Here is a 26,333-nt window from a genome sequence, read left to right on the forward strand (position 1 = left end):
GCGCGTGATACACGGCGCCCGCCCTGCGGGTACGACTCAAGCTTGCTTTGTTACGTTGAAGCGGCGAAGGCGCGATGGCCTTAGTGCTTCAGACCGCCCTTGATCCAGTCGGCCGACTTCACACCTTCCGGCGGCGTGACTTCTGCGATCGAGTACTGCTTCACGTCCGTCACGGTGACCTTGCCGTTCACGTTCTTCACGATGCCGAACGCGGTGCCTTGCGCGGCCTGGTGACCCTTGCCCAGCGTCAGACCGATCTTGCCGGCCGGGGCTTCGAAGGCGAGGTGTTCGAACGAGGCGATGACCTGCTCCGGCGTCGGCTGCTTGCCGCCGTTAGCGGCCTGTGCCTTCTCGTAAGCGGCCTTGAGCGCGAGAATGCTCTGGTTCATCTTGTACGACGGGTAGCTCGGCGTGTCGTTGAACTTGGCGCTGTAGGCCGTGCGCAGCCAGCGGTTCAGCGCGTTGTCCGGTGCGAACATGCCGTACATGCCACGTGCACCGATGATCACGCCGTCGGGCAGACGCGTCTTGCCGTGCGTGGCCGTCTCACCGGCGGTCAGCACCGTCAGCGACTTCTTGAACAGATCGCGCGGACCGGCCTGCACCACGAGGCCTTCCAGATCGCCTCCCCAGAAGCTGGAGTGCAGCACGTCCGGGTGGGCGGCGAGCAGGCTCGAGATGCCGGCGTTGTATTGACCCGCGCCCAGTTGCGGCATTTGCGAGCTGACCGACTTGGCGTTCGGCTTGAGCGACTTCAGCGTGCCTTCGAAGTCGGCCCACGCGTCCTGACCCCAGGCGTAGTTCTGGTTGATGCCGGCGTACGTTTGCAGATCGGGCTTGCGCTCGGCGACATAGCGGGCGGCGCCCACGTTATCCATCGTCGCGGTCGCGACCGGACGGAAGACGTACTTGAAGCTCGCGTCTTCAAACACGCGCGGCGTGCCGCAATCGAAGAACAGCGTGACCTTCTTCATTTCTTCGGCCACCGGCGCAATCGCCAGACAGTTGCCCGAGGACGTGTAGCCGACCACATAGTCCACACCTTGATTCAGCAGGTTGCGGTACTCGCTTACTTGCTTGCTGGTGCTACCGGCTTCGTCGATGTAGACGAGCTCGATCGGTGCACCACCGAAGCCCTTGGCGGCGTACGGTGCGGGCACCTTGCCGGCGTTGAGTTCTGCGGCCGTCACTTCGGCAGCGTTCTTGGCGGGCACGCCGAACGGGCCGGCAGCGGCGCCCGACATGAACGTGACGATGCCGATCTTGATCGGCTTCACGGCCGGCGTCTGGGCTTGTGCCGTAGCGGCAACCGAGGCAATGCCGGCGGCGGCCGCGAAGGTCGCGATAGCGAGGGCGAGCGGCTTCATGCCGCGCTGGGTCACGCGCTTCATACTGGTTTCCTTTGGTGGTATTGCGACTTGTGTCGTGTTATCGGTCTAGTGCCGTTAGTGGGTGCCTGTTCGTACCGGGCATCACACTTGCAGGCACAGATACTTCAGTTCGAGGTATTCCTCGATGCCGTAGTGCGAGCCTTCACGGCCCACCCCGGATTGCTTGATGCCGCCGAACGGGGCGACTTCGTTGGAGATCAGCCCGGTGTTCAGGCCGACCATGCCGTACTCGAGGGCTTCGGCCGTGCGCCATGCGCGGGCGATGTCGCGCGTATACAGATAGGCAGCCAGACCGAATTCGGTGTCGTTGGCGAGGGCCACGGCGTCGATGTCGCGCGTGAAGCGGAACAGCGGGGCCACCGGGCCGAAGATTTCTTCGCGCGCCACACGCATTTGCGAGGTGGCGTCGGCGATGATCGTCGGCGTGTAGTACGTGCCGCCCAGCGAATGTGCTTCGCCGCCGACAAGTACTCGGCCGCCTCGTGCCTTGGCGTCTTCCACCAGCGTCACAACCTTTTCCACGGCCTTGCCTTCGATCAGCGGGCCGATGACCACGCCGTCTTCCAGACCGTTGCCGACCTTCATTTCGGCGACGCGCTTCGCAAACTTCTCGGCGAAGGCGTCGTACACGCCGTCCTGAATATAGAAACGGTTCGCGCACACGCACGTCTGGCCGCCGTTGCGATACTTCGCGGCGATCGCGCCTTCGACGGCAGCGTCGAGATCGGCATCGTCGAACACGATGAACGGGGCATTGCCGCCCAGTTCCAGCGACAGACGCTTGATCGTCGGTGCGCATTGCGCCATGAGCAGACGGCCCACGCCGGTCGAGCCGGTGAACGACAGCTTGCGCACAGTCGGGTGCGCGGTCAGCACGCCACCCACGGCACGTGCGTCGCCCGTCACCACTTGGAATACGCCTGCGGGGATGCCGGCACGATGGGCCAGCTCGGCAAGTGCGAATGCGGACAGCGGGGTGAGTTCCGACGGCTTCACCACGATGGCGCAGCCGGCGGCGAGGGCGGGCGCCACCTTGCGCGTGATCATCGCGGCCGGGAAATTCCACGGCGTGATGGCGGCGCACACGCCGACCGGTTGCTTGATCGTGACCAGACGCTTGTCAGCCGCCGGGGTGGCCAGCACGTCGCCGTCAATGCGCTTGGCTTCTTCGGCAAACCACTCGATGAAGCTGGCCGCGTAGGCGATTTCGCCGCGCGATTCGGCCAGAGGCTTGCCCTGTTCGCGGGTCATCAGATACGCCAGATCGTCGGTGTTGGCGATCATCAGGTCGAACCAGCGGCGCAGCACGGCGGCGCGCTCCTTGCCGGTGCGGGCGGCCCACGGCTTCTGGGCGGCTTCGGCGGCAGCCACGGCACGCGTGGTTTCTTCCGCGCCGAGTTCCGGCACGCGGGCCAGCACTTCGCCCGTGGCGGGGTCGAGCACGTCGAACGTCTTGCCGCTGTCGGCAGCGATCCACTGACCGTCGACCCAGGCGAGTTGCTTGAAGAGGGTGGTGTCTTTGAGTTGCATGGTGGTGGGCCGGGGACGCCGGCAGAAGTCGTTGATGGCATGACGCGCCACGTTGGCACCGAGGTCTCCGCTCACTCGGCTCCGTAGCTTGCCGTTCCATCTATTGAACGGTATTCTATGTATTGAATTGAATTCTACGTATTGAACGGTATCGGTGCAACTAGGTGGTTTTCCTAGGGCGGAATGAGAATGACTTCCCCGTACCATGCTGGCGGCACGCCACCGGGCGAGCCGTTGTTTCACGCCGTTTTTCAGTTACCTACTTCCCTGAAGCCGATTTCCGATACATGCCCAAGCGCAAACTCGACGTCCCCGCCAACACGAATCTCGCCGCCCATGCCAACGCGGCTCCCGAGGCAGAGCCGCTCAAGACCACGGCCCCGGCGGTCGTGCGCGCGGTGAATATCCTCGACGTGATCGCCGCGTCGAGCGAGCCCGTGGGGCTGGCCGATCTGGCGCGCGAGACGGGTGTACCCAAGAGCACGCTGCACGGGTTGTGCGACACGCTGGTCAAGCTGCGGCTGGTCAAACGCCACGCCAATGGCGGCATGACGATGGGCTCGTACGTGATGGGATGGGCGAACGCGTTCCTGTCGCAGACGAACATCACCGAGGAGTTCCGCGCGGTGTGGGAGGATTCGCGGGCGTTTGCGCAGGAGACCGTCACGCTGTCGGTGCTCGATGGCGCCGAGGTGATCTATCTCGCCTGTCACAACGGCAACCGTCCGTTGGGTGTGACGTTCCGTATCGGCATGCGCTTGCCCGCCCCCTATACCGCCACCGGCAAGGCCATGCTTTCAACGCTGCCCTCGCACGAAGTCGCCGATCTGCTGGCCGGTGCGTGGCCGGCACCGCTGACCAAGGCGAGCGTGGCGACGTATCCGGCGTTGTCCGAAGAAATGGCGCAGGTGCGCCGCGATGGTTATTCCATCGACAACGGTCAGATGCGGGAGGGGATGATCTGCTTTGGCGCGCCGGTCTTCGACGCGTCGGGCGAGCACGCGGTCGCGGGGCTGGCGGTGAGTTTTCTGACCAACGAAATCGACGCGGTCACGGGCGAACGTATTGGCCGGCAAATGCGCGAGCTGGCCGACCAGTTGTCGATGCGGTTGGGCGCACCGGCCCGACGCTGACGTCGAGCGCTGAAGCCCGACGCAAAACCCATGTCGGCGGCCCGGTTATCGGGCGAGTGCGGCAAACCTCAGGCGCGAACGCTGTCAGCTTCGCGCCATTTTTCTGTCAGAACAATGTAATGACCCGGACAGCGTGGCGTGGCCGTCCGATTGTTATCGTTTACGGAACAGTCATGTTCACGAATGCGGGCTATCCCCTAAGGGTTATCGCTGGCATCATCTGGCCTTGACTGATGTCCAGACAGCCAACGGAAGCGAAGGGAAGCGCGATCCGGGCGGTGCCATGGGGCGGACATCCTGAGTTAGGAAGCACTACGCCATGTCCAATATCGCAATCGTTTACTACTCGCAAGGCGGCGCAACCGCCATGATTGCCCATTCGGTTGCCCAAGGCGTCAACGACGCCGGTGCACACGCACAGTTACTCAGTATCGAACCGCATCAATTGATCGACGGTCAGTGGCACGACGAAATGATGCTGGCGCGTCTGGCGAATGCCGACGCCATTATCTTCGGTGCTCCGGCGCTGCAAGGCGGGATCGCCGCGCCGCTCAAGGCTTTTGCCGATGCCACGATGGATATGTGGCGCGCGCGCAGCTGGCGAAACAAGGTGGCAGGCGGGTTTTCGTTCAGCTACCGTCCGGGCGACGACAAGCGCAACACGCTCGATTATTTCGCCGCACTCGCCGCCAAGCACGGCATGGTGTGGGCCGACCCGGAAGACCCGGACACGCCGGACGAAGGGCTGCATGCCCGCCGTCTCAAAGACTTCGTGAGCGTGACTGGCCAAGGGGTGGAAGCCGATGCGGCTTACGCGCTCGATCCGGCGGATGTCATCGCAGGCAAGCAGTACGGCCGTAGTGTGGCGGCGCTGGTCGCGCGCCTGGCCGGTGAAGTGCTGGAATCGCCCGCGGTGCTCGCACGCCGTGCGCGGGAGGCCGCCGAGCGCCGGCTGTGAGGCGCCCGGCGTCGGCCGGGGAAGGTGTGCGCTTGATCGACTGAATCGACTGAATCGAGTTAATCCACTTAGTCGTTGCGCACGTCCCCGACCGGCTCCGCATGAATCTGCAACACCGCATCGCGCTTGGCGAGCAGGTGCTTGCGCAAAATCTCCGATAGCCGCTTGCCGTCTTTCGCTTCGAGCGCAGCAATCGTCTGTTCGTGCTCGTCGATGGCCCGGTCCCACTTGTCGGTGCGGAAGTTCGAGCGAAAGCGCAGCGCCATCAAGCGGCGATTGATCGAAATGTACGTCTGGCGCAACGCCCCGTTGCGCGCAGCTTCATTGATCCGGTCGTGAATCTCCTGATTACGCGCGTAATACCCCGGCAGATCGTGCTGCGCGCGACACGCCAGCATGGCGTAATGCAGCGCCTTGATCTCGGCCAGTTCGACGGCAGTCATCCGCTCGGCGGCCAACTCACCGGAAAACCCTTCGAGCGCACTCATCAGCTCGAACGTCTCCCAGATCTCCTTTTCCGTCATGCGTGCCACGCTCGCCCCGCGATTCGGCGCGATGTCGATCAGCCCCTCGGCGGCGAGCACCTTGAACGCCTCGCGCAACGGGGTGCGCGAAATACCCAGCGTCTCGCATAGCTCACGCTCGTTGAGCTTCACCCCCGGCGCGAGCACGCCTTCGATGATGAGCTTGCGCAGGTGTTCGACCACGGTGTCGTGCAAACGCAGGCGTTCCACGCGTGGGATCTCGGTTCCGGTAATCGTCGGCAAGTCTTCCATCTTTTGCATTCAAAATCATCAAACCTTCATGGCGGCGATTGTACCGTACTGAATCCCGGTCCCGTCCCGCCCGGGTAAACACCTGTATTAAAAGTGTTTCTCACCCCTTGCGAGAATTTTCGGCTCTGCTAAAGTATTTTGCATGCAAAATTCAAAAGGAGAGAGTCGTTCATGTTGAAGCTCGATTTCCATCCCTCGGGTCGCCACTTCCTGCAAATTCCCGGACCGAGTCCGGTGCCGGATCGCATTCTGCGCGCCATGAGCTATCCCACCATCGACCATCGCGGCCCGGAGTTCGGCGCGCTGGGCCGCAAGGTGCTCGCTGACATCAAGAAGATTTTCAAGACCGAACAGCCGGTGGTGATTTATCCGGCATCGGGTACGGGTGCGTGGGAAGCCGCGCTCTCCAATACGCTCTCGCCCGGCGACACCGTCCTGATGTTCGAGACGGGTCACTTCGCCACGCTGTGGAAGAAGATGGCCGAGAACCTTGGCCTGAAGCCCGAATTCATCGGCCTGCCGGGCACCGACGGCTGGCGTCAGGGCGTGAAGCCCGAGATGATCGAAGCGCGTCTGCGCGCCGACACCTCGCATGGCATCAAGGCCGTGTGCGTGGTGCATAACGAAACGTCGACCGGCGTGACCTCCGATATCGCGGCCGTGCGCCGTGCCATCGACGCCGCCGGTCACCCCGCGCTGCTGCTCGTCGATACGATCTCGGGTCTTGGCTCGGCGGACTACCGTCACGACGAATGGGGCGTGGACGTCACCGTCTCGGGCTCGCAAAAGGGTCTGATGCTGCCGCCGGGGATCAGCTTCAACGCAGTGTCGCCGAAGGCACTCGAAGCTGGCCGCCACGCAAAGATGCCGCGCGCATTCTGGGGCTGGCAGGAAATCATCGAAGCCAACAAGAACGGCTACTGGCCGTACACGCCGAACACGAACCTGCTATACGGCCTGTCGGAAGCGCTCGACATGATTTTCGAAGAAGGGCTGGACAACGTGTTCGCCCGTCATCAGCGTCTGGCCGAAGCCACCCGCCGTGCGGTGCAGGCGTGGGGTCTCGAGATTCAGTGTCAGGACCCGGCGGTGTACAGCCCGGTGCTCACCGGCGTGGTGATGCCGCAGGGCGTGGATGCCGATGAAGTGCGCAAGCGCATCTACGAGCGTTTCGATATGTCGCTCGGTCAGGCGCTGGGCAAGATTCGCGGCACGATGTTCCGCATTGGCCATCTGGGCGATTGCAACGATCTCACGCTCATGGCCACGCTCGCGGGTTGCGAGATGGGCCTGCAACTGTCGGGCGTGAAACTGGCGGGTTCGGGGGTGGTGGCGGCGATGGCCCATCTGGCCGAAGCCAAGAGCACGCCGTCGCTCAAGGCCGCCGCCTGATCTGGCGATCGAACGACCCGGCGATCACGGTGAACAAGCCCTAACGCAGCGCCCCGATCTGGAGGCCGATTCTGTCGCAGACCGAATCGTTGATCGGGGCGTTTGCCGATTTGAGCGGCGGCTTTCCGCTGGCTTGCCGGTCGTTGAGCGGGTCGTTGAACGCCTTTGCCTGAGGCAGCTTTCGGGAAACAGGCGGGAATTACGGGGTATGCCATGCACGCCCTTGCAGTGAATGCTTTGCTTGCAATTCAGCCGGCGCCGGGCCATGTCACAGAACCTGCCCGCGCCGCCGCAACACCTCACGCGCCGCCTGCTGCGAACGGGCGCGCCCTACGGGCTGTTTCAGGAGACATGCAATGAAGCTTTTCAGAGCGACGAGAGTCGTGCTGGTGATGCTATGCGTCATGTATTTCATCACCTACCTAGATCGCGTCAACGTCAGCACGGCCGCGGCCGGCTTCGGTAAGGAATTCAATCTCAACAAGACCGAAATCGGTCTGGTCTTTTCGGCCTTCGCGTATCCCTATCTCGTCTTCCAGATCATCGGCGGCTGGGTGAGCGATCGCTTCGGCGCCAAGCGCACGCTGCTCGTATGCGGTGCGTTGTGGGCCGTCGCGACTATTCTCACCGGTATGGCAGGTGGTCTCGTCACGCTGTTGCTCGCGCGTCTGTTGCTGGGCTTGGGCGAAGGGGCAACGTTCCCGGCGGCCACATCGGCCATGTCGCGCTGGATTCCCAAGGAAAAGCGCGGTTTTGCGCAGGGCATCACGCACGCCGCCTCGCGTATCGGTAACGCAGTGGCACCGGTGGTGGTCGTGGCGATCATGACCACGCATGGCTGGCGCGAGTCGTTCTATCTGTGCGGCATCGTGAGCCTGGTATGGGTGGTGGTGTGGGGCTTCACGTTCACGGAGCGTCCGCAAGATCATCCGCGCATTACGACTGAAGAGCTCGCCGTGCTGCCGGCGCTGAAGGCCAAGAGCCCGTCGGTGCCGTGGGGCCCGCTGTTCAAGCGCATGCTGCCGGTCACGATCGTGTACTTCTGCTACGGCTGGACGCTGTGGCTGTTCCTGTCGTGGATTCCGCAATACTTCCTGCATAGCTACGACCTCGATCTGAAGAAATCGGTGTTGTTTGCCTCCAGCGTGTTCTTTGCCGGGGTGATCGGCGATACGCTTGGCGGCATCGTGACCGACAAGCTCTACGAGCGCACCGGCAGCCTCAAGAAGGCACGTAGCTGGATGGTCTCGGTGTGCATGCTGCTCACGCTGATTTCGCTGGTGCCGATGATGTTCACGCACCATTTGTACGTGTCGATGGCATGCCTCGCATTCGGCTTCTTCTTCGCCGAAATGACGATCGGTCCGATGTGGGCGATTCCGATGGATATCGCGCCGGAATACTCGGGCACGGCCAGCGGCATGATGAACTCGGGCTCGGCGCTCGCGGCCATCCTCTCGCCGGTGATCTCGGGGTATTTGATCGACCGCACGGGCAACTGGGAACTGCCGTTCCTCGGCAGCATGATCCTGATGGGGGTGGGCGTTATCCTCGCCTTCCGCATGCAGCCCGAGAGCAAGTTCTCGAGCGCCGGTGAAGCGAAGGGCGCAAGTACTACGCGCCAACCGGCTTAAGCCACATTCTCCTGCACGGGTAGGGCGTTGGCCCGCCCGCGCAGCGACGCCTCAGGCCAGCTCAACGCCAGCAACGTCATGAATCCGCAATCGAAATCCTCCGCTTCCTCCGTGCTCCAGCCCGTGCATCTGATGCCGATGCAACGCGGCGGCGTGGCCTTGACCCCGTTGCAGGAACGACTGCGCCGCGAATTGCGCGGTGAAGTGCTGTTCGACCGCGCGAGCCGCGGCCGCTATGCCACCGATGCGTCGATCTATCAGATATTCCCGATCGGTGTGGTGGTGCCGCGCGATCAGGACGACCTGATCCGCGCTCTCGATATCGCGCGCGATCAGCACGTGCCGGTGCTCGCCCGTGGGGCGGGGACGAGTCAGTGCGGCCAGACCATCGGCGAAGCGCTCGTCATCGACAACAGCAAGTGGCTCAACCGCGTTGTGGCGTTCGATGCCGAAGCGCGCACGGTGACGGTCGAGCCCGGCATCGTGCTCGATCATCTGAACGCGTGGCTCAAGCCGCACGGTCTGTGGTTTCCGGTGGACGTGTCGACCGCCGCGCAGTGCACGATCGGCGGCATGACCGGCAACAACTCGTGCGGTTCGCGCTCCATCGAGTACGGCAACATGGTGCACAACGTGCTTGGCATCGACGCGGTGCTGGCCGATGGCGCGCAATTGCATTTCGGCTCGCTGCATACGCCGCCGACGCACGCCCGCACGCAGGCGATTCTGGCGGGCGTGCACGAGATTGCCTTGCGCGAGCAAGCGGAACTGCGTGAGCGTGTGCCGCGCGTGCTGCGTCGCGTGGCGGGCTACAACCTCGATCTGTTCGATTGCCTGAACCCGCGCGCTTATACCGACGACGGCGTGGCGAACCTCTCGCACTTGTTGGTCGGCTCCGAGGGCACGCTCGCGTATAGCCGTCAGATCACGCTCAAGCTCGTGCCGCTGCCGGTGCACAAGACGCTGGGCGTGGTGAACTTCCCCACGTTCTATCAGGCGATGGATCTCACGCAGCACATCGTCAAGCTGGGGCCGGTCGCGGTCGAGCTGGTCGATCGCACGATGATCGATCTGGCGATGGATAACGCCGCTTTCCGGCCGGTGATCGAGAAAGCGCTTGTGGGCGATCCGCAGGCGATTTTGCTGGTGGAGTTCGCAGGCGACGACGCGGCGGCACTGCGCGCAAAGCTCGACGATCTCTCTACCTTGCTGGGCGATCTCGGCTTGCCCGACAGTGTCGTGAAGATGCCCGAGGCCGGGCCGCAGAAGGCGCTGTGGGAAGTGCGCAAGGCGGGCCTGAACATCATGATGAGCATGAAGGGCGACGGCAAGCCGGTGTCCTTCATCGAAGACTGCGCGGTGCCGCTCGAACATCTGGCGGAGTACACGCGGCGGCTGACCGAAGTGTTTCATCGTCACGACACGGAAGGCACGTGGTATGCCCACGCGAGTGTGGGCACGCTGCACGTGCGTCCGATTCTCGACATGCGCCGCGACGGTGCGCACAAGATGCGCGCGATTGCCGAGGAAGCGGCGGCGCTCGTGCGCGAGTACAAGGGCGCTTACTCCGGCGAGCACGGCGATGGGCTATGTCGCGGCGAATGGGTGGCGTGGCAGTACGGACCGCGCATCAATGCGGCGTTTGGCGAGATCAAGCAGTTGTTCGACCCGGAGAATCGCTTCAACCCGGACAAGATGGTGCGCCCGCCGAAGATGGATTCGCGCGAGCTGTTCCGCTTCGCCCCGGGATACGCGGCCAAGCCGCTGACACCTGCACTCGACTGGAGCGCGTGGAACGTGAAGCGCGACGCGCTCACGGGCCAGCAGACCGCGCCCGGCACCGGCAGCGACGCCTCGAACGGCCTCGCGTCGGCAGTGGAGATGTGCAACAACAACGGCCACTGCCGCAAATTCGACGCGGGCACGATGTGCCCGAGCTATCGCGTTACACGCGATGAACAACACGTCACACGCGGGCGGGCCAACACGTTGCGCCTCGCGGTGTCGGGGCAGTTGGGCGAGGACGGGCTGGCCAGCGACGACGTCAAGGAAGCGCTCGATCTGTGCGTGTCGTGCAAGGGCTGCAAGCGCGATTGCCCTACGGGGATCGACATGGCGCGCTTCAAGATCGAAGCCCGTCATGCACGGGCGAAGCGGCACGGCGTGTCGCTGCGCGACAAGATGATTGCGTATCTGCCGCGCTATGCGCCGTGGGCGAGCCGCGTCGGCGGCCTGCTCGATGCCGCACAGCGCCTGCCGGGCGGGAATGCCGCCAAGCGCTGGCTGGGGCTCGCGCTGGAGCGCTCGGTGCCGGCGTTGCGGCGGTCGTTCCTCGATGCGCAGGCACCGCTCCCGAATCTTGCGAATGGGCGTCAGGCCGCGCAGGGTGAGCGTGAAGTGCTGCTCTTCGTCGATACGTTCAACAACTACATGGAACCCGAGAACGCGCTGGCCGCGAAGCGGGTGCTCGAAGCGGCCGGTTATACGGTGCACGTGAACCGGCGTGAGGGTGAGCGGCCGTTGTGTTGCGGACGTACGTTCCTGGCAGCCGGGCTCGTGGATGAGGCGAAGTCCGAAGCGCGCCGGTTGCTCGATGCGGTGTTGCCGTACGTCGAGCGCGGCGTGCCAATCGTGGGGCTGGAGCCGTCGTGTCTGCTGTCGTTGCGCGATGAAGTGCTCGGCTACGGCTTTGGCGACTCCGCACGCACGGTGGCGGATAACGCGTTCCTCTTTGAGGAATTTCTGGTTCGCGAGCAGAAGGCAGGCCGCTTTTCGGTGGACTGGCAAGCGTTGCCCGATGGCGTCGGTGAGGCGCTCGTGCACGGTCATTGCCATCAGAAGGCGTTCGACGCGTTCTCGCCGGTCACGGCGGTGCTTGGTTGGCTGCCGGGGCTGAAGGTATCATCGATCGAGTCGTCATGCTGCGGCATGGCGGGCAGTTTCGGTTACGAGGCCGAGCACTACGACACCTCGCGCGCGATGGCCGAATTGTCTTTGTTGCCCGCAGTCCGGCAACGTAACGCCAATGCCATCGTCGTGGCCGACGGCACCAGTTGCCGTCATCAGATTCACGATGGTGCGCACACGCAGGCGCTCCATGTGGCGCGCGTGCTGGCGAAGGCGCTGCCCGCATCGCTGTCTGCGTAATTTGCCGCGCGCTTCCGTCAAAGGATTGTCATGCCTGATTCGGTCAACGCTGTTTCGACGTCTGCTTCTGTAGTGTCTTCTCTCGTGCCGCCAGTAGTCGGCGGCATTGCCGTACCGCCCGTGGCGAAGGCGGGCGACGCGCTCGCCCAGATCGCCACGCCCTCGCTGGTACTCGATCTCGACGCCTTCGACGCCAACATCGAACGCATGGCGAGCGCGGCCGCTGCCCGAGGCGTGGCGGTGCGCCCGCACGCCAAGGCGCACAAGTCGACCAGCATTGCCCGTGCGCAAATGGCGGCCGGTGCCGTCGGCGTTTGCTGCCAGAAAGTCACCGAGGCCATTCCGTTCGTCAACGCAGGCATCGGCAATATCCACATCAGTAACGAGTTCGTCGGCGAAGCGCGCATCTCACTGGCTGTCGCGATGGCCGCGCGCGTGACGTTGTCGGTTTGTGTGGACGATGTGCGTCAGGTCGCACCGCTGGGCATGGCGGCCAAGCGCGCGGGCGTACGCATCGCCGTGTTGCCCGAAGTCGACGTGGGGCAGGGACGTTGCGGGGTGGATTCGACCGATGCGGTGGCAGCACTGGTCGACGCCATCGATCACTACGAAGGGCTGCGCTTCGGCGGCTTGCAGGCGTATCACGGCAGCGCACAGCACATCGCCAGTTGGGATCTGCGACGTGACACAGCGCGGCAGGCGGCAGACAAAGCGGCCGCGTATGTCCGGTTTCTCGAAGCGCGCGGCATCACGTGCCCGGTCGTGACGGGCGGTGGCACCGGCACGGCGGAATTCGATATCGAAAGCGGTGTGTACACCGAGATTCAGCCGGGCTCGTACGCGTTTCTCGACGGGCATTACGGCTCGCTCGAATGGCGCGACGACTGGCGCTTCCGGCACGGGTTGTTCCTCGCGTCGACGGTAATGAGCACCGCGCGTCCGGGCGTGATAGTGTGCGATGCAGGACTCAAGAGCGTGGCGACCGATTCGGGCTTGCCGCGGTTCTGGTCGTCGCAGCAAGCGGGCAAGCCGCATTACCGTACGGCCTCCGACGAACACGGCGTACTGGAGCTGGCGTCGGCGACCGAAGACAGTGCACCGTGGCTCGGCGAGACGATTCTGCTGGTGCCGGGGCACTGCGACCCGACGGTGAATCTGTATGACCGGTATGTCGCCGTACGGCACGGACGTGTTGAAGCGCTTTGGGCAATCGAGGCGCGCGGGCTGAGCCAGTAAAGGCTCGGGTGTTGTCGAAATTCTCCAAAAAATTTGGAGAGGGGGCTTCACAACTTCAAAAAGCTGCGCTATAGTCTCACTTCTTCGCCGCACGGGGGTATAGCTCAGCTGGGAGAGCGCTTGCATGGCATGCAAGAGGTCAGCGGTTCGATCCCGCTTACCTCCACCAAACGGAAGACTTTAAGTCCCCTTCGTCTAGAGGCCTAGGACATCACCCTTTCACGGTGAGTACAGGGGTTCGAATCCCCTAGGGGACGCCAGATTCATCGGCGTGACACTCGGTTAGCTCCGGTTGCACGTCAGATAATCGGTTGTCGGCAAACGCGCTTGGCTTCATCGCCAAGCGCGTTTTGTTTTTTGTGCCGCAGAAATTCACCTTCAGCGCACCGGCGTACTCGCCATCTTCCCCACGACAGTTTTCCACGGCCGCACGCACCACGATTTCACCAGCCCGTTGCGCACATATGGATCGGCATTGGCGAACGCCTCGGCCGACGCCGCACTCTCGCCCTCGAACAGCAATGCCGCCGTGTCGACGGGATCTTCCAATGCCCCCGCCAGCAACAAGTCACCCCGATCCACCGCTTGCCACGCGAGCGCCAGATGCGCGTCGCGATAGTCAGCGCGCCGGTCGAGATAGTCATCGACGAGTTCGTAAGTCAGCAGGTAATGCATGAGGGTGTCTCCGTAAACGATCAACGATAAAACGCCGACGGCGGCACGCCGAAGTGCCGCTTGAACATCGCGGCAAACGCGCTTTGACTAGCATAGCCGTGATCGAGCGCCACGTTGACGATCTTCTCGCCATGCGCGAGCGCTTCGAGCGCCTGTAGCAAGCGTGCCTGCTGACGCCAACGCCCGAACGTGATTCCCGTCTCCGCCGCAAAACGCCGCTGGAAGGTCTTGGCCGACAGGCTCACTTCGCGTGCCCAGTCGTCGAGTGTGGCGGCGTCGGCCGGTGTCTGCACCAGCCGGTCGCACACGCGGGCGAGCCGCGCGTCGCGTGGCCACGGCAGATAGAGCGGCAGCACGGGCAGGGCGGTCAATTCGTCCAGCAACAGCCGCATGAGCCGGGCGTCGCGTGAGTCTGGCGCGTAGTCGAGCGGAATGGCGATGGCGGCCAGTATCAGTTCGCGTACCAGTGGCGAGATATCCACCACGCAGCTCGCTTGGGGCAGCTTGGCGGCGTCGGGTTCGACAAACACCGTGCGCATCTTCACGTTGCCGCTCATCTGCACCGTGTGTTCGAGCCCGGCAGCCAGCCACACGCCGCGCGTGGGCGGCACCACCCAGCGCCCGGACGGCGCCGCGACGATCATCACCCCTTCAATGGCATAGAGCAGTTGCGCGCGCCGGTGCCGGTGCGATGCGATGAACGTGTTGTGGCCGTAATCGACCGCCATCGCAGCCATCGGCATGGGGGTGCGTTCGAAGCGAAGGTGATCGGTCGAAATCAGATCCGTCGGCGCCATGACGATGTCTTTTTTGAGATAGGTTTGGTTATTTTAGCGTGAGACACCCAAAAGGTTATCGCCGACGATGGACCTTCCTTTTTCTGACTTCTGTGGGAATCGTCATGGGGTACATCCTGTATCCGTTGGGCGCCATGCTGTTGTGGGCCGGCAACGTCATCGTCTCGAAACTCTCTGCCAGCGCGATCGCGCCATCGGCGATTACGTTCTATCGGCTAGTGCTGGCCGTCGCGGTCTTGACACCTTTCGTCATTCGGCCGCTGATGCGCAACTGGTCGCATGTGCGCCCGCAGTTGGCGAAGCTCGGTTTCCTCGGCTTTCTGAGCATGTCGTTCTATCAGAGCCTGTCGTATCTCGCGGCGCATAGCACCACGGCAACGAACATGGCCATCGTGACGGCGCTCGCACCGCTGCTGACGTTGCTTTGGAGTGTGGCGCTGCTGCGCGAGCCGCCGACCCTCGGCATGCTCGTCGGCGGTTTGCTCTCGCTTGCGGGGCTCGTGTACCTGATCGGGCGGGGCCATCCGGCCACGCTGCTCGACGGCGGTATTCACTTGGGCGACGTGCTGATGCTGATCGCCTCGGCGTCTTACGGGCTGTACAGCGTATTGCTGCGCCGCTGGCACGTTGCGTTGCCGTCGACACAGTCGGCGTATGTGCAGGCGTGCGCGGCATTGATCACGATGATTCCGATGGTCGCGCTGGTGCCCGCCGGGCAGGCGCAACTCAATGTGGCGACCGTGCCGCTGGTGTTGTACGCGGGGCTCGGTGCGTCGATTCTGTTGCCGATTCTGTGGATTCAGGGCATTCGCCATCTCGGCCCCAATCGTTGCAGCATGTTCATCAACGTGTTGCCGGTGATGACGGCAGTGCTGGCTGTGCTGATGCTCGGCGAGCAATTGCATACCTTCCATATTCTTGGCGGCGGCGTGGCGCTGGTGGGCGTGGCGATTGCGCAGCGCTGGAAGCGTCCGTTGCCGGGCTTCGGCGGGGACGATGCATCGGATTCGGATGAGGTGCCGGCATGACAAGCACAGCATGGAAATCAACGGCACATCGGGAGAGAGGAACCACGCCGGCCAACGGTCATGACGCCGTGCCGGAACAGGGCACGGGCGACCGCGCTTCGACGGACGCGCCGTTGTACAGCGGGCAGCAGGGGCCGGGGGGCACCTCGCCCGTGGCGCGGGCGTCGGCAGCGCAGGCATCGCCATCCATCCACTCAGGAGCGACCTCAGGAACGACACCGGGCAGCGTACCCGGCAATGTCGGGGGCCATGACGCGCTTGCCCCGTTGTGTGCCCGGCTGGATCGCCTCACGGCGCTGGTTGAACAGTGGCTGACCGGCGACAAGCCGTCGATGGTCGACTGGGCCGCCTCGGTGGCCTTTCACTGGCGCGGCTCGCGTGGAGGACAGGGCGGGCAGGGCGGCGCAAGGCTGGTACCCGTGACCGATCCGCAACTGATCTCGTTCGACGATTTGCGCAACGTGACGCGTCAGCGCGAAGTCATCGAGCGCAATACGGCGCAGTTCGTCGCCGGGCATCCCGCCAACAACGTGCTGCTCACCGGCGCGCGTGGCACGGGCAAGTCGTCGCTGGTCAAAGCGTGCTTGTACCAGTTCGCGCCGTTGGGCCTGCGGCTGGTCGAAGTGGACAAGGCCGATCTCGACGATCTGCCGCATATCGTGGGCTTGCTGCGTGCGCGCCCCGAGCGCTTCGTGTTGTTCTGCGACGATCTGTCGTTCGAGCCGGGTGAGTCGAGCTACAAGGGCCTGAAGACGGCGCTTGATGGTTCGGTGTCTGGCGGTGCGGCGAACGTGCTGGTGTATGCCACATCGAATCGCCGGCATCTCGTGCCGGAGTCCGCCAGCGACAACCTAGACACGCACGCGGGCGCGAACGGCGAGCTGCATCCGGGCGACGCGGTGGAAGAGAAGATCTCGCTCTCGGAGCGCTTCGGTCTGTGGCTGACGTTCTACGGCTTCTCGCAAGACGAGTATCTGGCGGCCGTGGCCCTTTGGCTCGGGCATCAGGGCTTCGACGATGCACAGATCGCCGAAGCCCGAGACGCTGCATTGCAGTGGGCACTCACCCGGGGTGCTCGCTCCGGGCGTATCGCCGCGCAGTTTGCCCGCGACTACGCGGGGCGGCGCTTCGCGGCGTCGCTGGACGCGGCCAAATCAGACGTCCCGCCGACCGCCACCCCGTAAGTGCTCACTATGCGACGGTCTTGCTCGGCGGCGGAAAACGCCTCCCAGAGCAGGCCGTTGCAATCGGTGCTGCTGCTGTATTCCGGCGCGGCATCGTCTTCGAAGCCGACATGGCGCAACTCCCCTGCCCGCGAGGGTGACTCGTTGATCGAGAAGTTGAGCAAGTCGGTACGCCACATGGCGTAGGCACCGGGCACGACGGCCGAGGGCGGTTGGCCGAGCCGAGCCGAGTAATCTTCGATGGACTGGTCGAGATCGCGCACGGCGAGCGCGATGTGAAAGCGTTTCATGGGGTCTCCCTTTTTCAATGACGAACGACGCGTGCGACGGATGCGACGGATGCGACGCGAGCGATCACTCGCTTACCGTCTCGGCGGTCGTTGTCATAGATCGTAGGAGAGGCTGGCGCGGCTAGCCAGACGGCGCGTTATCCCGGTACCGATGGTAACGGGCTGCCAAGCCGTAAGGTTCGGGGGAGTGCTGGTCTCGTGTCCGGTGATGTTGCCGGGGAGTGCGACGCCGCTTGATGGGCGCCGGATAGACGGCCGCAGGCCGTGAGCGGGCGCTTACTGGGGCCGCTGAAAGTCGTTGGCGACCCAAGCCTGGGCACTGTTGCGCGAGAGCTTGAAGTTCGGCGGCACTTTCACCGAGGCGATGGTTTCACCGAAGCGGTCGATGGCGCTGAGGGTCGCGTACGGATCGTACTCGTCGGGCACGATGTCGAGCGTGACCTCGATGTCGCCATCGGGGCCGTCGACGCTCACCCGCTTGTGCATTTGTGCGCGCAGTTGCTGCTCGTGACGGCGCAGCACTTCGGCGGCGGTCTTCACCAGCGTATTGAAGGCATTCACGTCGAGCGGTTTCGGATTCTTCTTGTCGCGGCCCATGGTCCACGGGCCGACAAGGGCGGGTTCGGACTCGCCGTCCTTGTACATCGCGACGGCCCAACCGTCGTCTTCCTCGTTCTTGATCACCTTGGCCGTCCAGCCGTCGTCGCACCACAGACGTGCCTCGTGGATGACGCCATCGTTGTCGATGAGGTCAGCGTCGGCAGGGGTCTCAGGGGCGTTCGAAGCGGTGTTGGCGGGTGTTGCAGTCACGGTCGGGTCGGGAGGGAGAAAGGCGAAGTGCGCAATTTTACCGCGTCCGGCGAAAGCGCGGACGCGGCCGTAGTTGACGGGGCTCGGAGCCGAAGTTCAGTCCCGAAGGTCAGCCGTGAGCTTTAGCCCCGAGGTTTAGCCTTGTCAGCCCTTCACCAAGCCCCCGTCCACGATCAAATTCTGCCCCGTCACCGCGCGCGCCCACGGCGAGAGGAAATACAGCACGGCGTCGGCGAACTCGTCGGGTGTCGTGACACGGCGCAGCGGCGTGAGGCTCGCGATGAGGTCGAACACGGCTTCCGGCGTGGCGGCGCTCGCATCGGTCACGCGCAGCAAGCCGCCGGAGACCATGTTCACCGTGATGCCGTCGGGGCCGAGATCGTTGGCCGCCGTGCGTGTCAGTGCCAGCAGTGCGGCCTTGGCGGCCGTGTAGTCGTGGTACGGCACCACCGGGTTCTGGAACAGGTTGGTGCCCACGTTCACGATGCGTCCGAAGCCGGCTTCGCGCATGCCGGGCAATGCGGCCTGCATGGTGTTGAGCGCGCCTTTGACGGCGCCTTCGAACTGTTGCGTGAAGCGCGACCACGAGATATCGGCCAGTTGCGGGCGCGCGTCGCCGTCGAAGCGGAAGTCTGCCAGGGCATTGTTCACGACCGAGACGATCGGTGCGCCGGTGCGCTCACGGGCTTCGGCGAAGAGCCGGGCGACGGCTTTCTCGTCGGTCACATCGGCTTGCAAGGCAATCGCGCGCGGACCGATCGATTCGGCCAGCGTACGCGCGGCGGCATCGCTGCGCAGATAGTTGATGATCACCCCCGCGCCCTCGCGCGCCACGGCGCGCGTGATGGCTGCACCCAAACCGCGGGCGCCGCCCGTGACGAGCACCCACTGCGATTCCAGCTTCATTCCGATGTTCCTTGTCGTGTGCTTGTGATGTTCTGATGCGCGTCGTGCGCACCGGGTGCCATTATCGCGCGTTCTACGGGGTGTCTTGTGCCCGAGGCAGGTCACTCATTCGCTGCGGCCAGCGCACTCAGCAGCACCACGGGCAACAACACGCACCAGAAACTCGTCCAGTGATACGCGAAGCCGCCGAAAACCGCGCCCACGGCAAATGCCGCCAATGCCGGAATCATCTTCTTCAGGCGAGTACGTGCGGCCTTGTCGTCGCCCGAGTTGCCGCTCGCCAGTTCCACCATGTCGATGACGATCTGCGTGGTGTTGCCCGTCATGATCGTCGTGGGGGCGAGGTCGGCCAGCAGCAGTCGTCCGATCGCGTTTTGAATCGCCAGCGCGGCGACGCCGAACATGCCCGCCAGAATGGCCAGCGGGGCATCGGCCGAGACGATGGGGCGCGCGATCATCCCCACGATCATGAAACCCAGCAACAGCAGCGTCTGCGTGGCCAGCAGCAGGCGCAACGGGCGGCGCCCGGCGCGCGAAAAGCCCTGCACCGCCAGCTTCACCATCGCGACCACCGCGACAAACACCGGCAACGCGAGCAATTTCGCAAGCACGCCGACATGGGTGCTCGCCACGAGCTGCACGCCGATCATCACGAAGTTGCCGGTGACATGGGCCGTGAACAGGCCGAACAGCGCGATAAAACCCACCACGTCGATATAGCCGGCGACAAAGGCCAGTGTCATCCCGATGTTGGTCGGCTTCGCGAAATGCGTGACACATAGGCGGGCGAATGACGCGGCTTGCGTCGGCGTGGGGATGTGGCGGGGCGTTCCCATGAGGACTCCTGTTCGCAAGGCGGGACGGTGCAGTTGCGGTGCGTACGTCGGCATGGCGGGTGCTGATGAAGCATATCACCGCAAGTTGGATGTCACCTTCAGGTCGACCCGCTATACTTCAACCCACTGCGGGGCACGCAGCATGACACGTGCTGTGTCACGTATTGTCCGAACCACTGAATGAATGGAGATTCCTGATGAAGACCAGCGCACGCAACCAGTTCACCGGCAAGGTCGTCGCCCTGCAACGCGGTGCCGTCAATGACGAAGTGACGCTGCGCACCGAAGCGGGTCAGGAAATTGTCGCTGTGATTACGCACGAGAGCACCGTGAACCTCGGTCTGAAAGAAGGCAGCGAGGCCGTGGCGCTGATCAAGGCGTCGTCGGTCATCGTGATGGTCGACGCTGACGCGAGCAAGGTGTCGACGCGCAACGTCATCACCGGCAAGGTGTCGCGCGTGGAAACCGGCGCAGTGAACAGCGAAGTCGAGATCAAGGCCGACAACGGCGCGGTGATCGCGGCCATCGTCACGAACGAAAGCGCCAAGCGCCTCGGCCTGCAAGCCGGTCGTGAAGCCGCTGCACTGGTCAAGGCATCGAGCGTGATCGTGGCGGTTGCCTGAACGAACCTGCCGAACCTGCTGCATGACGATGGAGACATCGTTGACGCCTTTGCAACCTTCGCACGCGCGCCCTGAAGGCGCGATCTTCGCCGCGTTGTTCCTCCCGAACGCGACGCCCGAACGGGCTGCCCGGCTCGGGCTGTCGGGGGCCGCATTCGCGGAATTGCTGCGACGCCATTTCGCCCCCGTGCCTGCCGAGTGGCGGGCGCTGGTGGCGGATCTGCCGACGCCCGCCTGGGCCGCCCACGCCACGTTCGTGGTGGAAATGCGCGAAATGCTGCGCCGCCGTGCCGACCCGATTCTCCACCCGACCGATGCCGCCGATATGGCGACGATTCTCGCCACGGCCTGTCTGCGTCCCGATCACCTTTGGCGTGATCTGGGCTTGTCGGGGCGCGACGATGTCACCGCACTTCTCACCCATTTCTTCCCGGCACTCGCGGCGGAAAACACGCTGAATCTGCGCTGGAAGCGGTTTCTCGCGGAAGCCTGCGCCAGCGCGTACGGCCGCGCGCCTGCGCCTGCGCCGGGCTGCCCCGGTTGTGAAGCCTACGGCGAGTGCTACGCGCATCTGCGGCAGCGCTAGGGCGCGTCGCGCCTTCAGTTGTGTAGGGCGTTCCGGTCGCGCCGCTTCGCTACGCCGCTACCGCTGTTGGCGGTATCAGATGCGTCATTAGAATCGACAGATTCTCGGCGTTGCGTCCTGCCCGCGCTGTGGCATTGCCATCGTTGACCGTTCTGTCGAGCACGCGCTCGACGGTCTGGTTGAGGTCGTCGGCAAAATTACCGTGCTCGTCGTTGCGATGCAGTCCGAGAACGGCCAGCGCATGGCAAAGTTCCGGGGCATTCGCGAGAAACACGCTCTGCGCATGGAGCACGGAATCGGCATTTCTATCGAGCATCGCCCCCACACCGAATTCATGGAAATGCGTGACGACCTGCTGCCCGTTGTAGCGCATTAGCAGGAGCAGACGGGCTTTATCTTCCAGCGTCAGTCCCGGGTCGCCGAATTGGGCGAAGCTCATCCAGTCCTGTTTGGCCGGCAGCGTGAAGTCACCGATCTGAAAGGCACAGGACGGCTTCTCGGAGACGTGCCAGGTGAGCAGATCGTCGCGTGAGGGCGCCACAAGGTCAGTGAGCCGCCGGAACGCTTCGAACTGGTCTGCGCCGGTCTCGGCATGCGCCAGCCGGAACAGGGTCACCTTGGCATCTTCCTTGCACGTGCCCAGAAAGTAGTCCTTGATTCGCCCCCACAGGCTCGTGACATCCCTTTCGTACTTGGCGCTCACGCAGAGCCGTATTTGCGCAGCATCCAGCGTGCGGTAGTCGGGGTTGCCGAAGCACGTGGCAGCGGTGGTGATGGCGGTCGACATGACAGGCTCCTCTTGGGGGCAGCAAGGAGTGTGATGTGCGCGGGCTGTATCGGGATTTCACAAATCGATCAGCCGGACCGGTGCGCGGCGAGAATTTCCGCGCGCTGCTAGCATGTGCGTTTGCACGGTGCAGTGCCCGCTGCGCCGACGTCCCTGCCCCCGGAAGGAGTTTCACCATGTCGATTTCCCTCTATCGCGCCACCGTTCCCGTCTACCTGCGCGGCCTGACGGTCATGGCCGACTACATCAAGAAAGCGCGTGCGCACTGTGAAGAAAAGGCGCTCGATCCCGAGACGATTCTCAAAGCGAAACTGGCGCCGGACATGCTCGATTTCACCGCTCAGGTGCAGCGTGTCAGCGATACGGCAAAGTTTGCCGTATCACGACTTACAGGTGTGGAATCGCCGAAATTCGAAGATAACGAAACGACGTTCGATCAACTGCGCGATCGCATCGCCAACACCGAAGCGTTTATCGCCGGTGTGCTCGAAGACCGTTTCGAAGGGGCGGAGTCGCGTGAGATCACCTTGAAGTTCAAGGCCTACCAGACGACGATGGACGGCGTGGATTACCTGCTGAAATTCGGCTTGCCGAACTTCTATTTCCACGTGACGACGACGCACGACATTTTGCGCGCGCAAGGCGTGGCCGTCGGGAAGACGGACTACCTCGGTCCGTACGAAATGGAAAAGATCTGACCCTGAACCGCCGTCGTCGGCGGTCAGTGCGTCGAAATCGGCAGGTACATGCGTAACTCGTCCTGATACGTGTTGCCGATGCGCATGGCATCGGGCTCACGGCCGATTTCGACAAATCCGAATGATTGATAGAGTGCGATCGCCGCCCGGTTGGTCGCACTCACTTGCAGCGTCAGATGGCGCAGGCCGGGTTGGGAGCGCGCGAGCGCCACCGCCGATTCGATCAGCGCCCGGCCGATGCCGCGCCCGACGCTGTCCGCCTGTACGTACATCCCCCACAGAAAGCCCACGTGCGCGAACTTGCTGGCCTTCTGCCGCCCAAGCCCGAGCACGCCCACCAGACGTTCGTCGCTGCCTTGGCGATCGAACGCCCCGAAGACACCCACGTCCGGGCGCACCTCCAGCCACTCGCGCACGCGCTCGATCGGCCAGTCTTTCTCGACTTCATAGCTGGAACCGAACGCTTCCGGGTGCGCCTGCAAGCCGGCGAGACGCAGCGCCTGAAAGGCGAGGGCGTCGGCCGGCACCAGACGCCGTACGTCGACGTCTGCGGCGGCGGCCGCGGCCGTCGTTTTCGCCATCGTCGGGCGGGCGGGAGGACTCATGGCAGACGCGGCTCCATCATGGCGAGCACCGTGCGGGCCGCTTCTTCGGAAGAGGCGGGGTTCTGGCCGGTCACGAGGCGGCCGTCGCCGACGACGTGCGATTGCCAGTTGTCGGCCTTTTCGTACAGCCCGCCCAGCTTCGCGAGTTCGGTTTCCACGAGGAACGGCACGATGTCGGTCAGCCCGACGGCTGCCTCTTCATCGTTGGAGAAGCCCGTCACGTGACGCCCGCGCACGAGCGGTTCGCCATTGGCGTCGCGCACTTTCAACAACACCCCGGGCGCGTGGCAGACAAAGCCGATGGGCTTGCCGGCGCGCTCGAAGGCTTCGATCAGACGGATGGAATTCGGGTCTTGCGCGAGATCCCACAGCGGGCCGTGGCCGCCGGGATAGAACACCGCGTCGTAGTCGTCCTGCTTGACGTCGGCCAGCCGCAGCGTGGTGGCGAGGGCCTTCTGCGCGTCGGGGTCTTCGCGAAACCGGCGCGTGGCGTCGGTTTGTGCGTCGGGCTCGTCGCTCTTCGGATCGAGCGGCGGTTGCCCGCCGGCCGGTGAGGCGAGCGTGACCGCTAGCCCTTCGTCGATGAAGACGTAATAGGGCGCGGCGAATTCTTCGAGCCAGAAGCCGGTCTTCTTGCCCGTGTCGCCCAAGCGGTCGTGCGAGGTCAGAACCATCAGGATGTTCATGAAACGTCTCCCTGTCGAGTCAGCCGTGCGAATCATTTTACCTGCCATAGCGTTCACTCGCAGGCGACAGGTTGTGGCGTTACATGTTCCCGGTCATGTGACTGACTTCAATGGGCGGATGACGCTCACCAGCGCGGCTTGTGAGCGGAATTGGCAGAAAGCCGCAAAGGAATTCGATTTGCGGGCCGCGGCGCGTCCGCTATGCTTGTGCGGATGCGGGCCACGCCCGAAGCCCACTGGAGCGAGACATGCAATTGATTGGAATGCTGGATTCCCCGTACGTACGCCGCACGGCCATCTGCCTGAAGCTGCTTGGCCTGCCGTACGAGCATCGCTCGCTGTCGGTGTTCAGCACGTTCGACGCCTTTGCCGCGATCAACCCGGTGGTGAAGGCCCCGACGCTGATCACTGACGACGGCACAGTGCTGATGGATTCGACGCTGATTCTGCAATACCTCGAATCACTGGTCGATGCCGAACAGCGCTTGATTCCGGTCGACCCGGCAGAGCGGCTGCGCGCCTTGCGCCTGACGGGACTGGCGCTGGCGGCTTGCGAAAAGTCGGTGCAATTGGTGTACGAGCGCGAACTGCGTCCGCTTGAGAAGCGGCACGAGCCTTGGACGGATCGTGTGCGCACGCAGGTGCGTGCGGCGTTTCGTGGGCTGGAGGTGGAGCTGGCGCAGGTGCCGATTCTGGCAACGCCGGACGCGATCGGCGAGCATGGCGTGACGATCGCCGTGGCGTGGCGCTTTCACCAGTTGCTCTTGCCGGAGGTCGATTTCAGCGCGGAGTTTCCGGAAGTGGCCCGGTTCTCCGCGCAGGCCGAGGGGATGCCCGCGTTTCGCGAGACCCCTCCGATCTGAAGATAACGGACGTCAGTTCTTGAGACGGTAGCCCGTCTTGAACATCCACGCGATCACGGCGACGAACACCGCGAGGAACACCAGCGTCATGCCGAGGCTCACGCCGACGCTGACGTCGGCCAGCCCGTAAAAGCTCCACCGGAACCCGCTGATCAGATACACCACCGGGTTGAACAGCGTCACCGTGCGCCAGAACGGCGGCAGGATGTGCGTCGAGTAGAAGCTGCCGCCGAGGAACGTGAGCGGCGTGATGATGAGCAGCGGCACGAGTTGCAGTTTCTCGAAGCCGTCTGCCCAGATGCCGAGGATGAAGCCGAGCAGGCTGAACGTGATCGCGGTGAGTACCAGAAACAGAATCATCCAGAACGGATGCTCGATGCGCAGCGGCACGAACAGCGCCGCAGTGCCGAGCATGATCACGCCCAGAATGACCGACTTGGTCGCCGCCGCCCCGACATAGGCGAGCACGATCTCCATGTACGACACCGGCGCCGAGAGCAACTCGTAGATGGTGCCGGTAAAGCGTGGAAAGTAGATCCCGAACGAGGCGTTCGACACACTCTGCGTGAGCAGCGAGAGCATGATCAGGCCGGGCACGATGAACGCGCCGTACGGCACGCCCTCGATCTCCGGAATGCGCGAGCCGATGGCCGCGCCGAACACCACAAAATACAGCGACGTCGAAATCACGGGCGAGATGATGCTTTGCATCAGCGTGCGTCGCGTGCGCGCCATCTCGAAGTTGTAAATCGCCTTCACGGCGTAAAAATTCATGGCGCGGCTCATCCTTCTTTTTTGTGCACGAGCGAGACGAAGATGTCTTCGAGCGAGCTTTGCGTCGTATTCAGATCCTTCACGGCGATGCCGGCGCGTTCCAGATCGCGCAACAGGGCGGCGATGGTCGTCTGTTCGATGTTGGCATCGTAGGAGAAGACCAGTTCGTTGCCTTCCTGTCCGATCGTGAGGCCGTAGCCGCCCAGCGCATCGGGCACGGCCGAGAGCGGTTCGCTCAGTTGCAGCGTCAGGTGCTTGCTGCCGAGGCGTCGCATCAGTTCGGTCTTCTCTTGCACCAGCGTGATTTCGCCGCCGGTGATGATGCCCACACGGTCCGCCATTTCTTCGGCTTCTTCGATGTAGTGCGTGGTGAGAATGACGGTCACGCCAGTCTCGCGCAGTGACTGCACCAGCCGCCACATGTCGCGGCGCAACTCGACGTCGACACCGGCGGTGGGTTCGTCGAGGAACAGCACACGCGGTTCGTGCGAGAGCGCTTTGGCGATCAGCACACGCCGCTTCATGCCGCCCGAGAGCTGCATGAGACGGTTGTCCTTTTTCTCCCAGAGCGAGAGCGAGCGCAGCACCTTTTCGATGTGCGCCGGATTCGCGGGCTTGCCGAACAGGCCGCGCGAAAAAGAGACCGTGGCCCACACCGATTCGAACGCGTCGGTGGTCAGCTCCTGCGGCACGAGACCGATGGCTTCGCGCGCAGCACGGTAGTCGGTGACGATGTCGTGACCGTCGACCGTGACCGTGCCCGAGGTGGGCCGCACGATGCCGCAAATGGTGCTGATGAGGGTTGTCTTGCCGGCGCCGTTGGGGCCGAGCAGTGCGAAGATCTCGCCGCGGTGGATATCCAGGTTGATGTTCTTGAGCGCCTGGAAGCCCGATGCGTACGTCTTCGACAGATTTTGGATTGAGATCACTGGAGGCATGGCGGCGACGATAGCACAGGCTTGCGTAATCTGTTGGCGAGGGGCGACGG

26 protein-coding genes and 2 tRNA genes are annotated in these 26,333 nt (G+C 63.7%); 14 read left to right on the top strand and 14 right to left on the bottom strand.

Annotated elements, in window-relative coordinates:
• Positions 1-80 precede the first annotated feature (80 nt).
• Together CDV44_RS02880 and CDV44_RS02885 are read right to left on the bottom strand one after the other, a co-directional pair.
• On the bottom strand, positions 81-1,391 hold the full coding sequence (locus tag CDV44_RS02880) for an ABC transporter substrate-binding protein (protein WP_246185797.1): 1,311 nt from the start codon (positions 1,389-1,391) through the stop codon (positions 81-83).
• Positions 1,392-1,472: 81 nt separating this feature from the next.
• A complete protein-coding gene (locus CDV44_RS02885; protein ID WP_087687177.1) occupies positions 1,473-2,921 on the bottom strand; it encodes an NAD-dependent succinate-semialdehyde dehydrogenase in 1,449 nt (482 codons plus the stop codon).
• A gap of 287 nt (positions 2,922-3,208) precedes the next feature.
• On the opposite strand from CDV44_RS02885, the gene CDV44_RS02890 reads away from it, so the two are divergent.
• Together CDV44_RS02890 and CDV44_RS02895 are read left to right on the top strand one after the other, a co-directional pair.
• The gene (locus CDV44_RS02890; protein ID WP_087686602.1) at positions 3,209-4,054 is read left to right on the top strand and encodes an IclR family transcriptional regulator; all 846 of its coding nucleotides are present in this window, start codon (positions 3,209-3,211) and stop codon (positions 4,052-4,054) included.
• Positions 4,055-4,373: 319 nt separating this feature from the next.
• A complete protein-coding gene (locus CDV44_RS02895; RefSeq protein WP_087686603.1) occupies positions 4,374-5,012 on the top strand; it encodes a flavodoxin family protein in 639 nt (212 codons plus the stop codon).
• Between the two features lie 68 nt (positions 5,013-5,080).
• Here CDV44_RS02895 and CDV44_RS02900 read toward each other — a convergent pair whose 3' ends face one another.
• Entirely contained in the window at positions 5,081-5,797 is a 717-nt protein-coding gene (locus tag CDV44_RS02900) for a GntR family transcriptional regulator (RefSeq protein ID WP_087686604.1), read from the bottom strand.
• A gap of 162 nt (positions 5,798-5,959) precedes the next feature.
• Between CDV44_RS02900 and CDV44_RS02905 the strand changes: the two genes are divergently transcribed.
• The 6 genes from CDV44_RS02905 to CDV44_RS02930 all read left to right on the top strand — a co-directional run bounded on the left by CDV44_RS02905 (position 5,960) and on the right by CDV44_RS02930 (position 13,457).
• On the top strand, positions 5,960-7,180 hold the full coding sequence (locus tag CDV44_RS02905) for an alanine--glyoxylate aminotransferase family protein (RefSeq protein WP_087686605.1): 1,221 nt from the start codon (positions 5,960-5,962) through the stop codon (positions 7,178-7,180).
• Between the two features lie 356 nt (positions 7,181-7,536).
• Complete coding sequence (locus tag CDV44_RS02910) at positions 7,537-8,814, top strand: MFS transporter (protein ID WP_087686606.1); 1,278 nt, start codon at positions 7,537-7,539, stop codon at positions 8,812-8,814.
• A 78-nt stretch (positions 8,815-8,892) separates the two neighbouring features.
• Positions 8,893-11,961 carry an FAD-binding and (Fe-S)-binding domain-containing protein gene (locus CDV44_RS02915; protein WP_087687179.1) on the top strand — a complete coding sequence of 1,023 codons (3,069 nt, stop codon included), beginning with the start codon at positions 8,893-8,895 and terminating at the stop codon, positions 11,959-11,961.
• Between the two features lie 30 nt (positions 11,962-11,991).
• Positions 11,992-13,197, top strand: coding sequence for a DSD1 family PLP-dependent enzyme (locus CDV44_RS02920; protein ID WP_087686607.1), 1,206 nt, complete (start codon positions 11,992-11,994; stop codon positions 13,195-13,197).
• 93 nt (positions 13,198-13,290) lie between these two features.
• A tRNA-Ala gene (locus CDV44_RS02925) sits at positions 13,291-13,366 on the top strand.
• A 15-nt stretch (positions 13,367-13,381) separates the two neighbouring features.
• Positions 13,382-13,457, top strand: a tRNA-Glu gene (locus tag CDV44_RS02930).
• A 118-nt stretch (positions 13,458-13,575) separates the two neighbouring features.
• Here the strand turns inward: CDV44_RS02930 and CDV44_RS02935 are convergent.
• Positions 13,576-13,872 (bottom strand): YciI-like protein, encoded by a 297-nt coding sequence (locus CDV44_RS02935; RefSeq protein WP_087686608.1) that lies wholly within the window; start codon positions 13,870-13,872, stop codon positions 13,576-13,578.
• Positions 13,873-13,892: 20 nt separating this feature from the next.
• Positions 13,893-14,669 carry a helix-turn-helix transcriptional regulator gene (locus CDV44_RS02940; protein WP_249277385.1) on the bottom strand — a complete coding sequence of 259 codons (777 nt, stop codon included), beginning with the start codon at positions 14,667-14,669 and terminating at the stop codon, positions 13,893-13,895.
• 104 nt (positions 14,670-14,773) lie between these two features.
• Here CDV44_RS02940 and CDV44_RS02945 point away from each other — a divergent pair, with 104 nt between their 5' ends.
• On the top strand, positions 14,774-15,697 hold the full coding sequence (locus tag CDV44_RS02945) for a DMT family transporter (protein WP_087686609.1): 924 nt from the start codon (positions 14,774-14,776) through the stop codon (positions 15,695-15,697).
• 266 nt (positions 15,698-15,963) lie between these two features.
• Positions 15,964-16,881, top strand: coding sequence for an ATP-binding protein (locus CDV44_RS02950; RefSeq protein ID WP_249277420.1), 918 nt, complete (start codon positions 15,964-15,966; stop codon positions 16,879-16,881).
• Here CDV44_RS02950 and CDV44_RS02955 read toward each other — a convergent pair.
• The 4 genes from CDV44_RS02955 to CDV44_RS02970 form a co-directional block, all read right to left on the bottom strand.
• Positions 16,809-17,171 carry a hypothetical protein gene (locus CDV44_RS02955; protein ID WP_087686610.1) on the bottom strand — a complete coding sequence of 121 codons (363 nt, stop codon included), beginning with the start codon at positions 17,169-17,171 and terminating at the stop codon, positions 16,809-16,811. The two genes, CDV44_RS02950 and CDV44_RS02955, sit on opposite strands and share 73 nt — an antisense overlap.
• A 276-nt stretch (positions 17,172-17,447) precedes the next feature.
• Complete coding sequence (locus tag CDV44_RS02960; RefSeq protein ID WP_087687184.1) at positions 17,448-17,918, bottom strand: hypothetical protein; 471 nt, start codon at positions 17,916-17,918, stop codon at positions 17,448-17,450.
• 207 nt (positions 17,919-18,125) lie between these two features.
• Positions 18,126-18,887 (bottom strand): 3-oxoacyl-ACP reductase, encoded by a 762-nt coding sequence (locus CDV44_RS02965; protein ID WP_087686611.1) that lies wholly within the window; start codon positions 18,885-18,887, stop codon positions 18,126-18,128.
• A gap of 101 nt (positions 18,888-18,988) precedes the next feature.
• Positions 18,989-19,723 (bottom strand): YoaK family protein, encoded by a 735-nt coding sequence (locus tag CDV44_RS02970; RefSeq protein ID WP_084656061.1) that lies wholly within the window; start codon positions 19,721-19,723, stop codon positions 18,989-18,991.
• 197 nt (positions 19,724-19,920) lie between these two features.
• Between CDV44_RS02970 and CDV44_RS02975 the strand changes: the two genes are divergently transcribed.
• Positions 19,921-20,346: a molybdopterin-binding protein gene (locus tag CDV44_RS02975; RefSeq protein ID WP_087686612.1), complete on the top strand. Its 426-nt coding sequence runs from the start codon at positions 19,921-19,923 to the stop codon at positions 20,344-20,346.
• Positions 20,347-20,386: 40 nt separating this feature from the next.
• A complete protein-coding gene (locus CDV44_RS02980; RefSeq protein ID WP_249277386.1) occupies positions 20,387-20,932 on the top strand; it encodes a nitrogen fixation protein NifQ in 546 nt (181 codons plus the stop codon).
• A gap of 49 nt (positions 20,933-20,981) precedes the next feature.
• Here the strand turns inward: CDV44_RS02980 and CDV44_RS02985 are convergent, their stop codons facing one another.
• On the bottom strand, positions 20,982-21,719 hold the full coding sequence (locus tag CDV44_RS02985; protein WP_087686614.1) for a hypothetical protein: 738 nt from the start codon (positions 21,717-21,719) through the stop codon (positions 20,982-20,984).
• Between the two features lie 176 nt (positions 21,720-21,895).
• Between CDV44_RS02985 and CDV44_RS02990 the strand changes: the two genes are divergently transcribed.
• Positions 21,896-22,417 carry a DUF1993 family protein gene (locus tag CDV44_RS02990; protein WP_087686615.1) on the top strand — a complete coding sequence of 174 codons (522 nt, stop codon included), beginning with the start codon at positions 21,896-21,898 and terminating at the stop codon, positions 22,415-22,417.
• A 23-nt stretch (positions 22,418-22,440) separates the two neighbouring features.
• Here the strand turns inward: CDV44_RS02990 and CDV44_RS02995 are convergent, their stop codons facing one another.
• On the bottom strand, positions 22,441-23,022 hold the full coding sequence (locus CDV44_RS02995; protein WP_087686616.1) for a GNAT family N-acetyltransferase: 582 nt from the start codon (positions 23,020-23,022) through the stop codon (positions 22,441-22,443).
• The gene (locus tag CDV44_RS03000) at positions 23,019-23,708 is read right to left on the bottom strand and encodes a type 1 glutamine amidotransferase domain-containing protein (protein ID WP_058377736.1); all 690 of its coding nucleotides are present in this window, start codon (positions 23,706-23,708) and stop codon (positions 23,019-23,021) included. Before CDV44_RS03000 ends, CDV44_RS02995 begins: the two co-directional genes overlap by 4 nt.
• Before the next feature lie 248 nt (positions 23,709-23,956).
• Between CDV44_RS03000 and CDV44_RS03005 the strand changes: the two genes are divergently transcribed.
• On the top strand, positions 23,957-24,571 hold the full coding sequence (locus CDV44_RS03005) for a glutathione S-transferase family protein (RefSeq protein WP_087686617.1): 615 nt from the start codon (positions 23,957-23,959) through the stop codon (positions 24,569-24,571).
• Positions 24,572-24,583: 12 nt separating this feature from the next.
• Here the strand turns inward: CDV44_RS03005 and CDV44_RS03010 are convergent, their stop codons facing one another.
• Both CDV44_RS03010 and CDV44_RS03015 read right to left on the bottom strand, forming a co-directional pair.
• Positions 24,584-25,345 carry an ABC transporter permease gene (locus CDV44_RS03010; RefSeq protein ID WP_058377738.1) on the bottom strand — a complete coding sequence of 254 codons (762 nt, stop codon included), beginning with the start codon at positions 25,343-25,345 and terminating at the stop codon, positions 24,584-24,586.
• Between the two features lie 8 nt (positions 25,346-25,353).
• A complete protein-coding gene (locus tag CDV44_RS03015; RefSeq protein ID WP_058377739.1) occupies positions 25,354-26,283 on the bottom strand; it encodes an ABC transporter ATP-binding protein in 930 nt (309 codons plus the stop codon).
• Between the last annotated feature and the right edge of the window lie 50 nt (positions 26,284-26,333).

The organism is Pandoraea sp. PE-S2R-1 (assembly GCF_002179865.1).
Classification (GTDB): Bacteria; Pseudomonadota; Gammaproteobacteria; order Burkholderiales; family Burkholderiaceae; genus Pandoraea.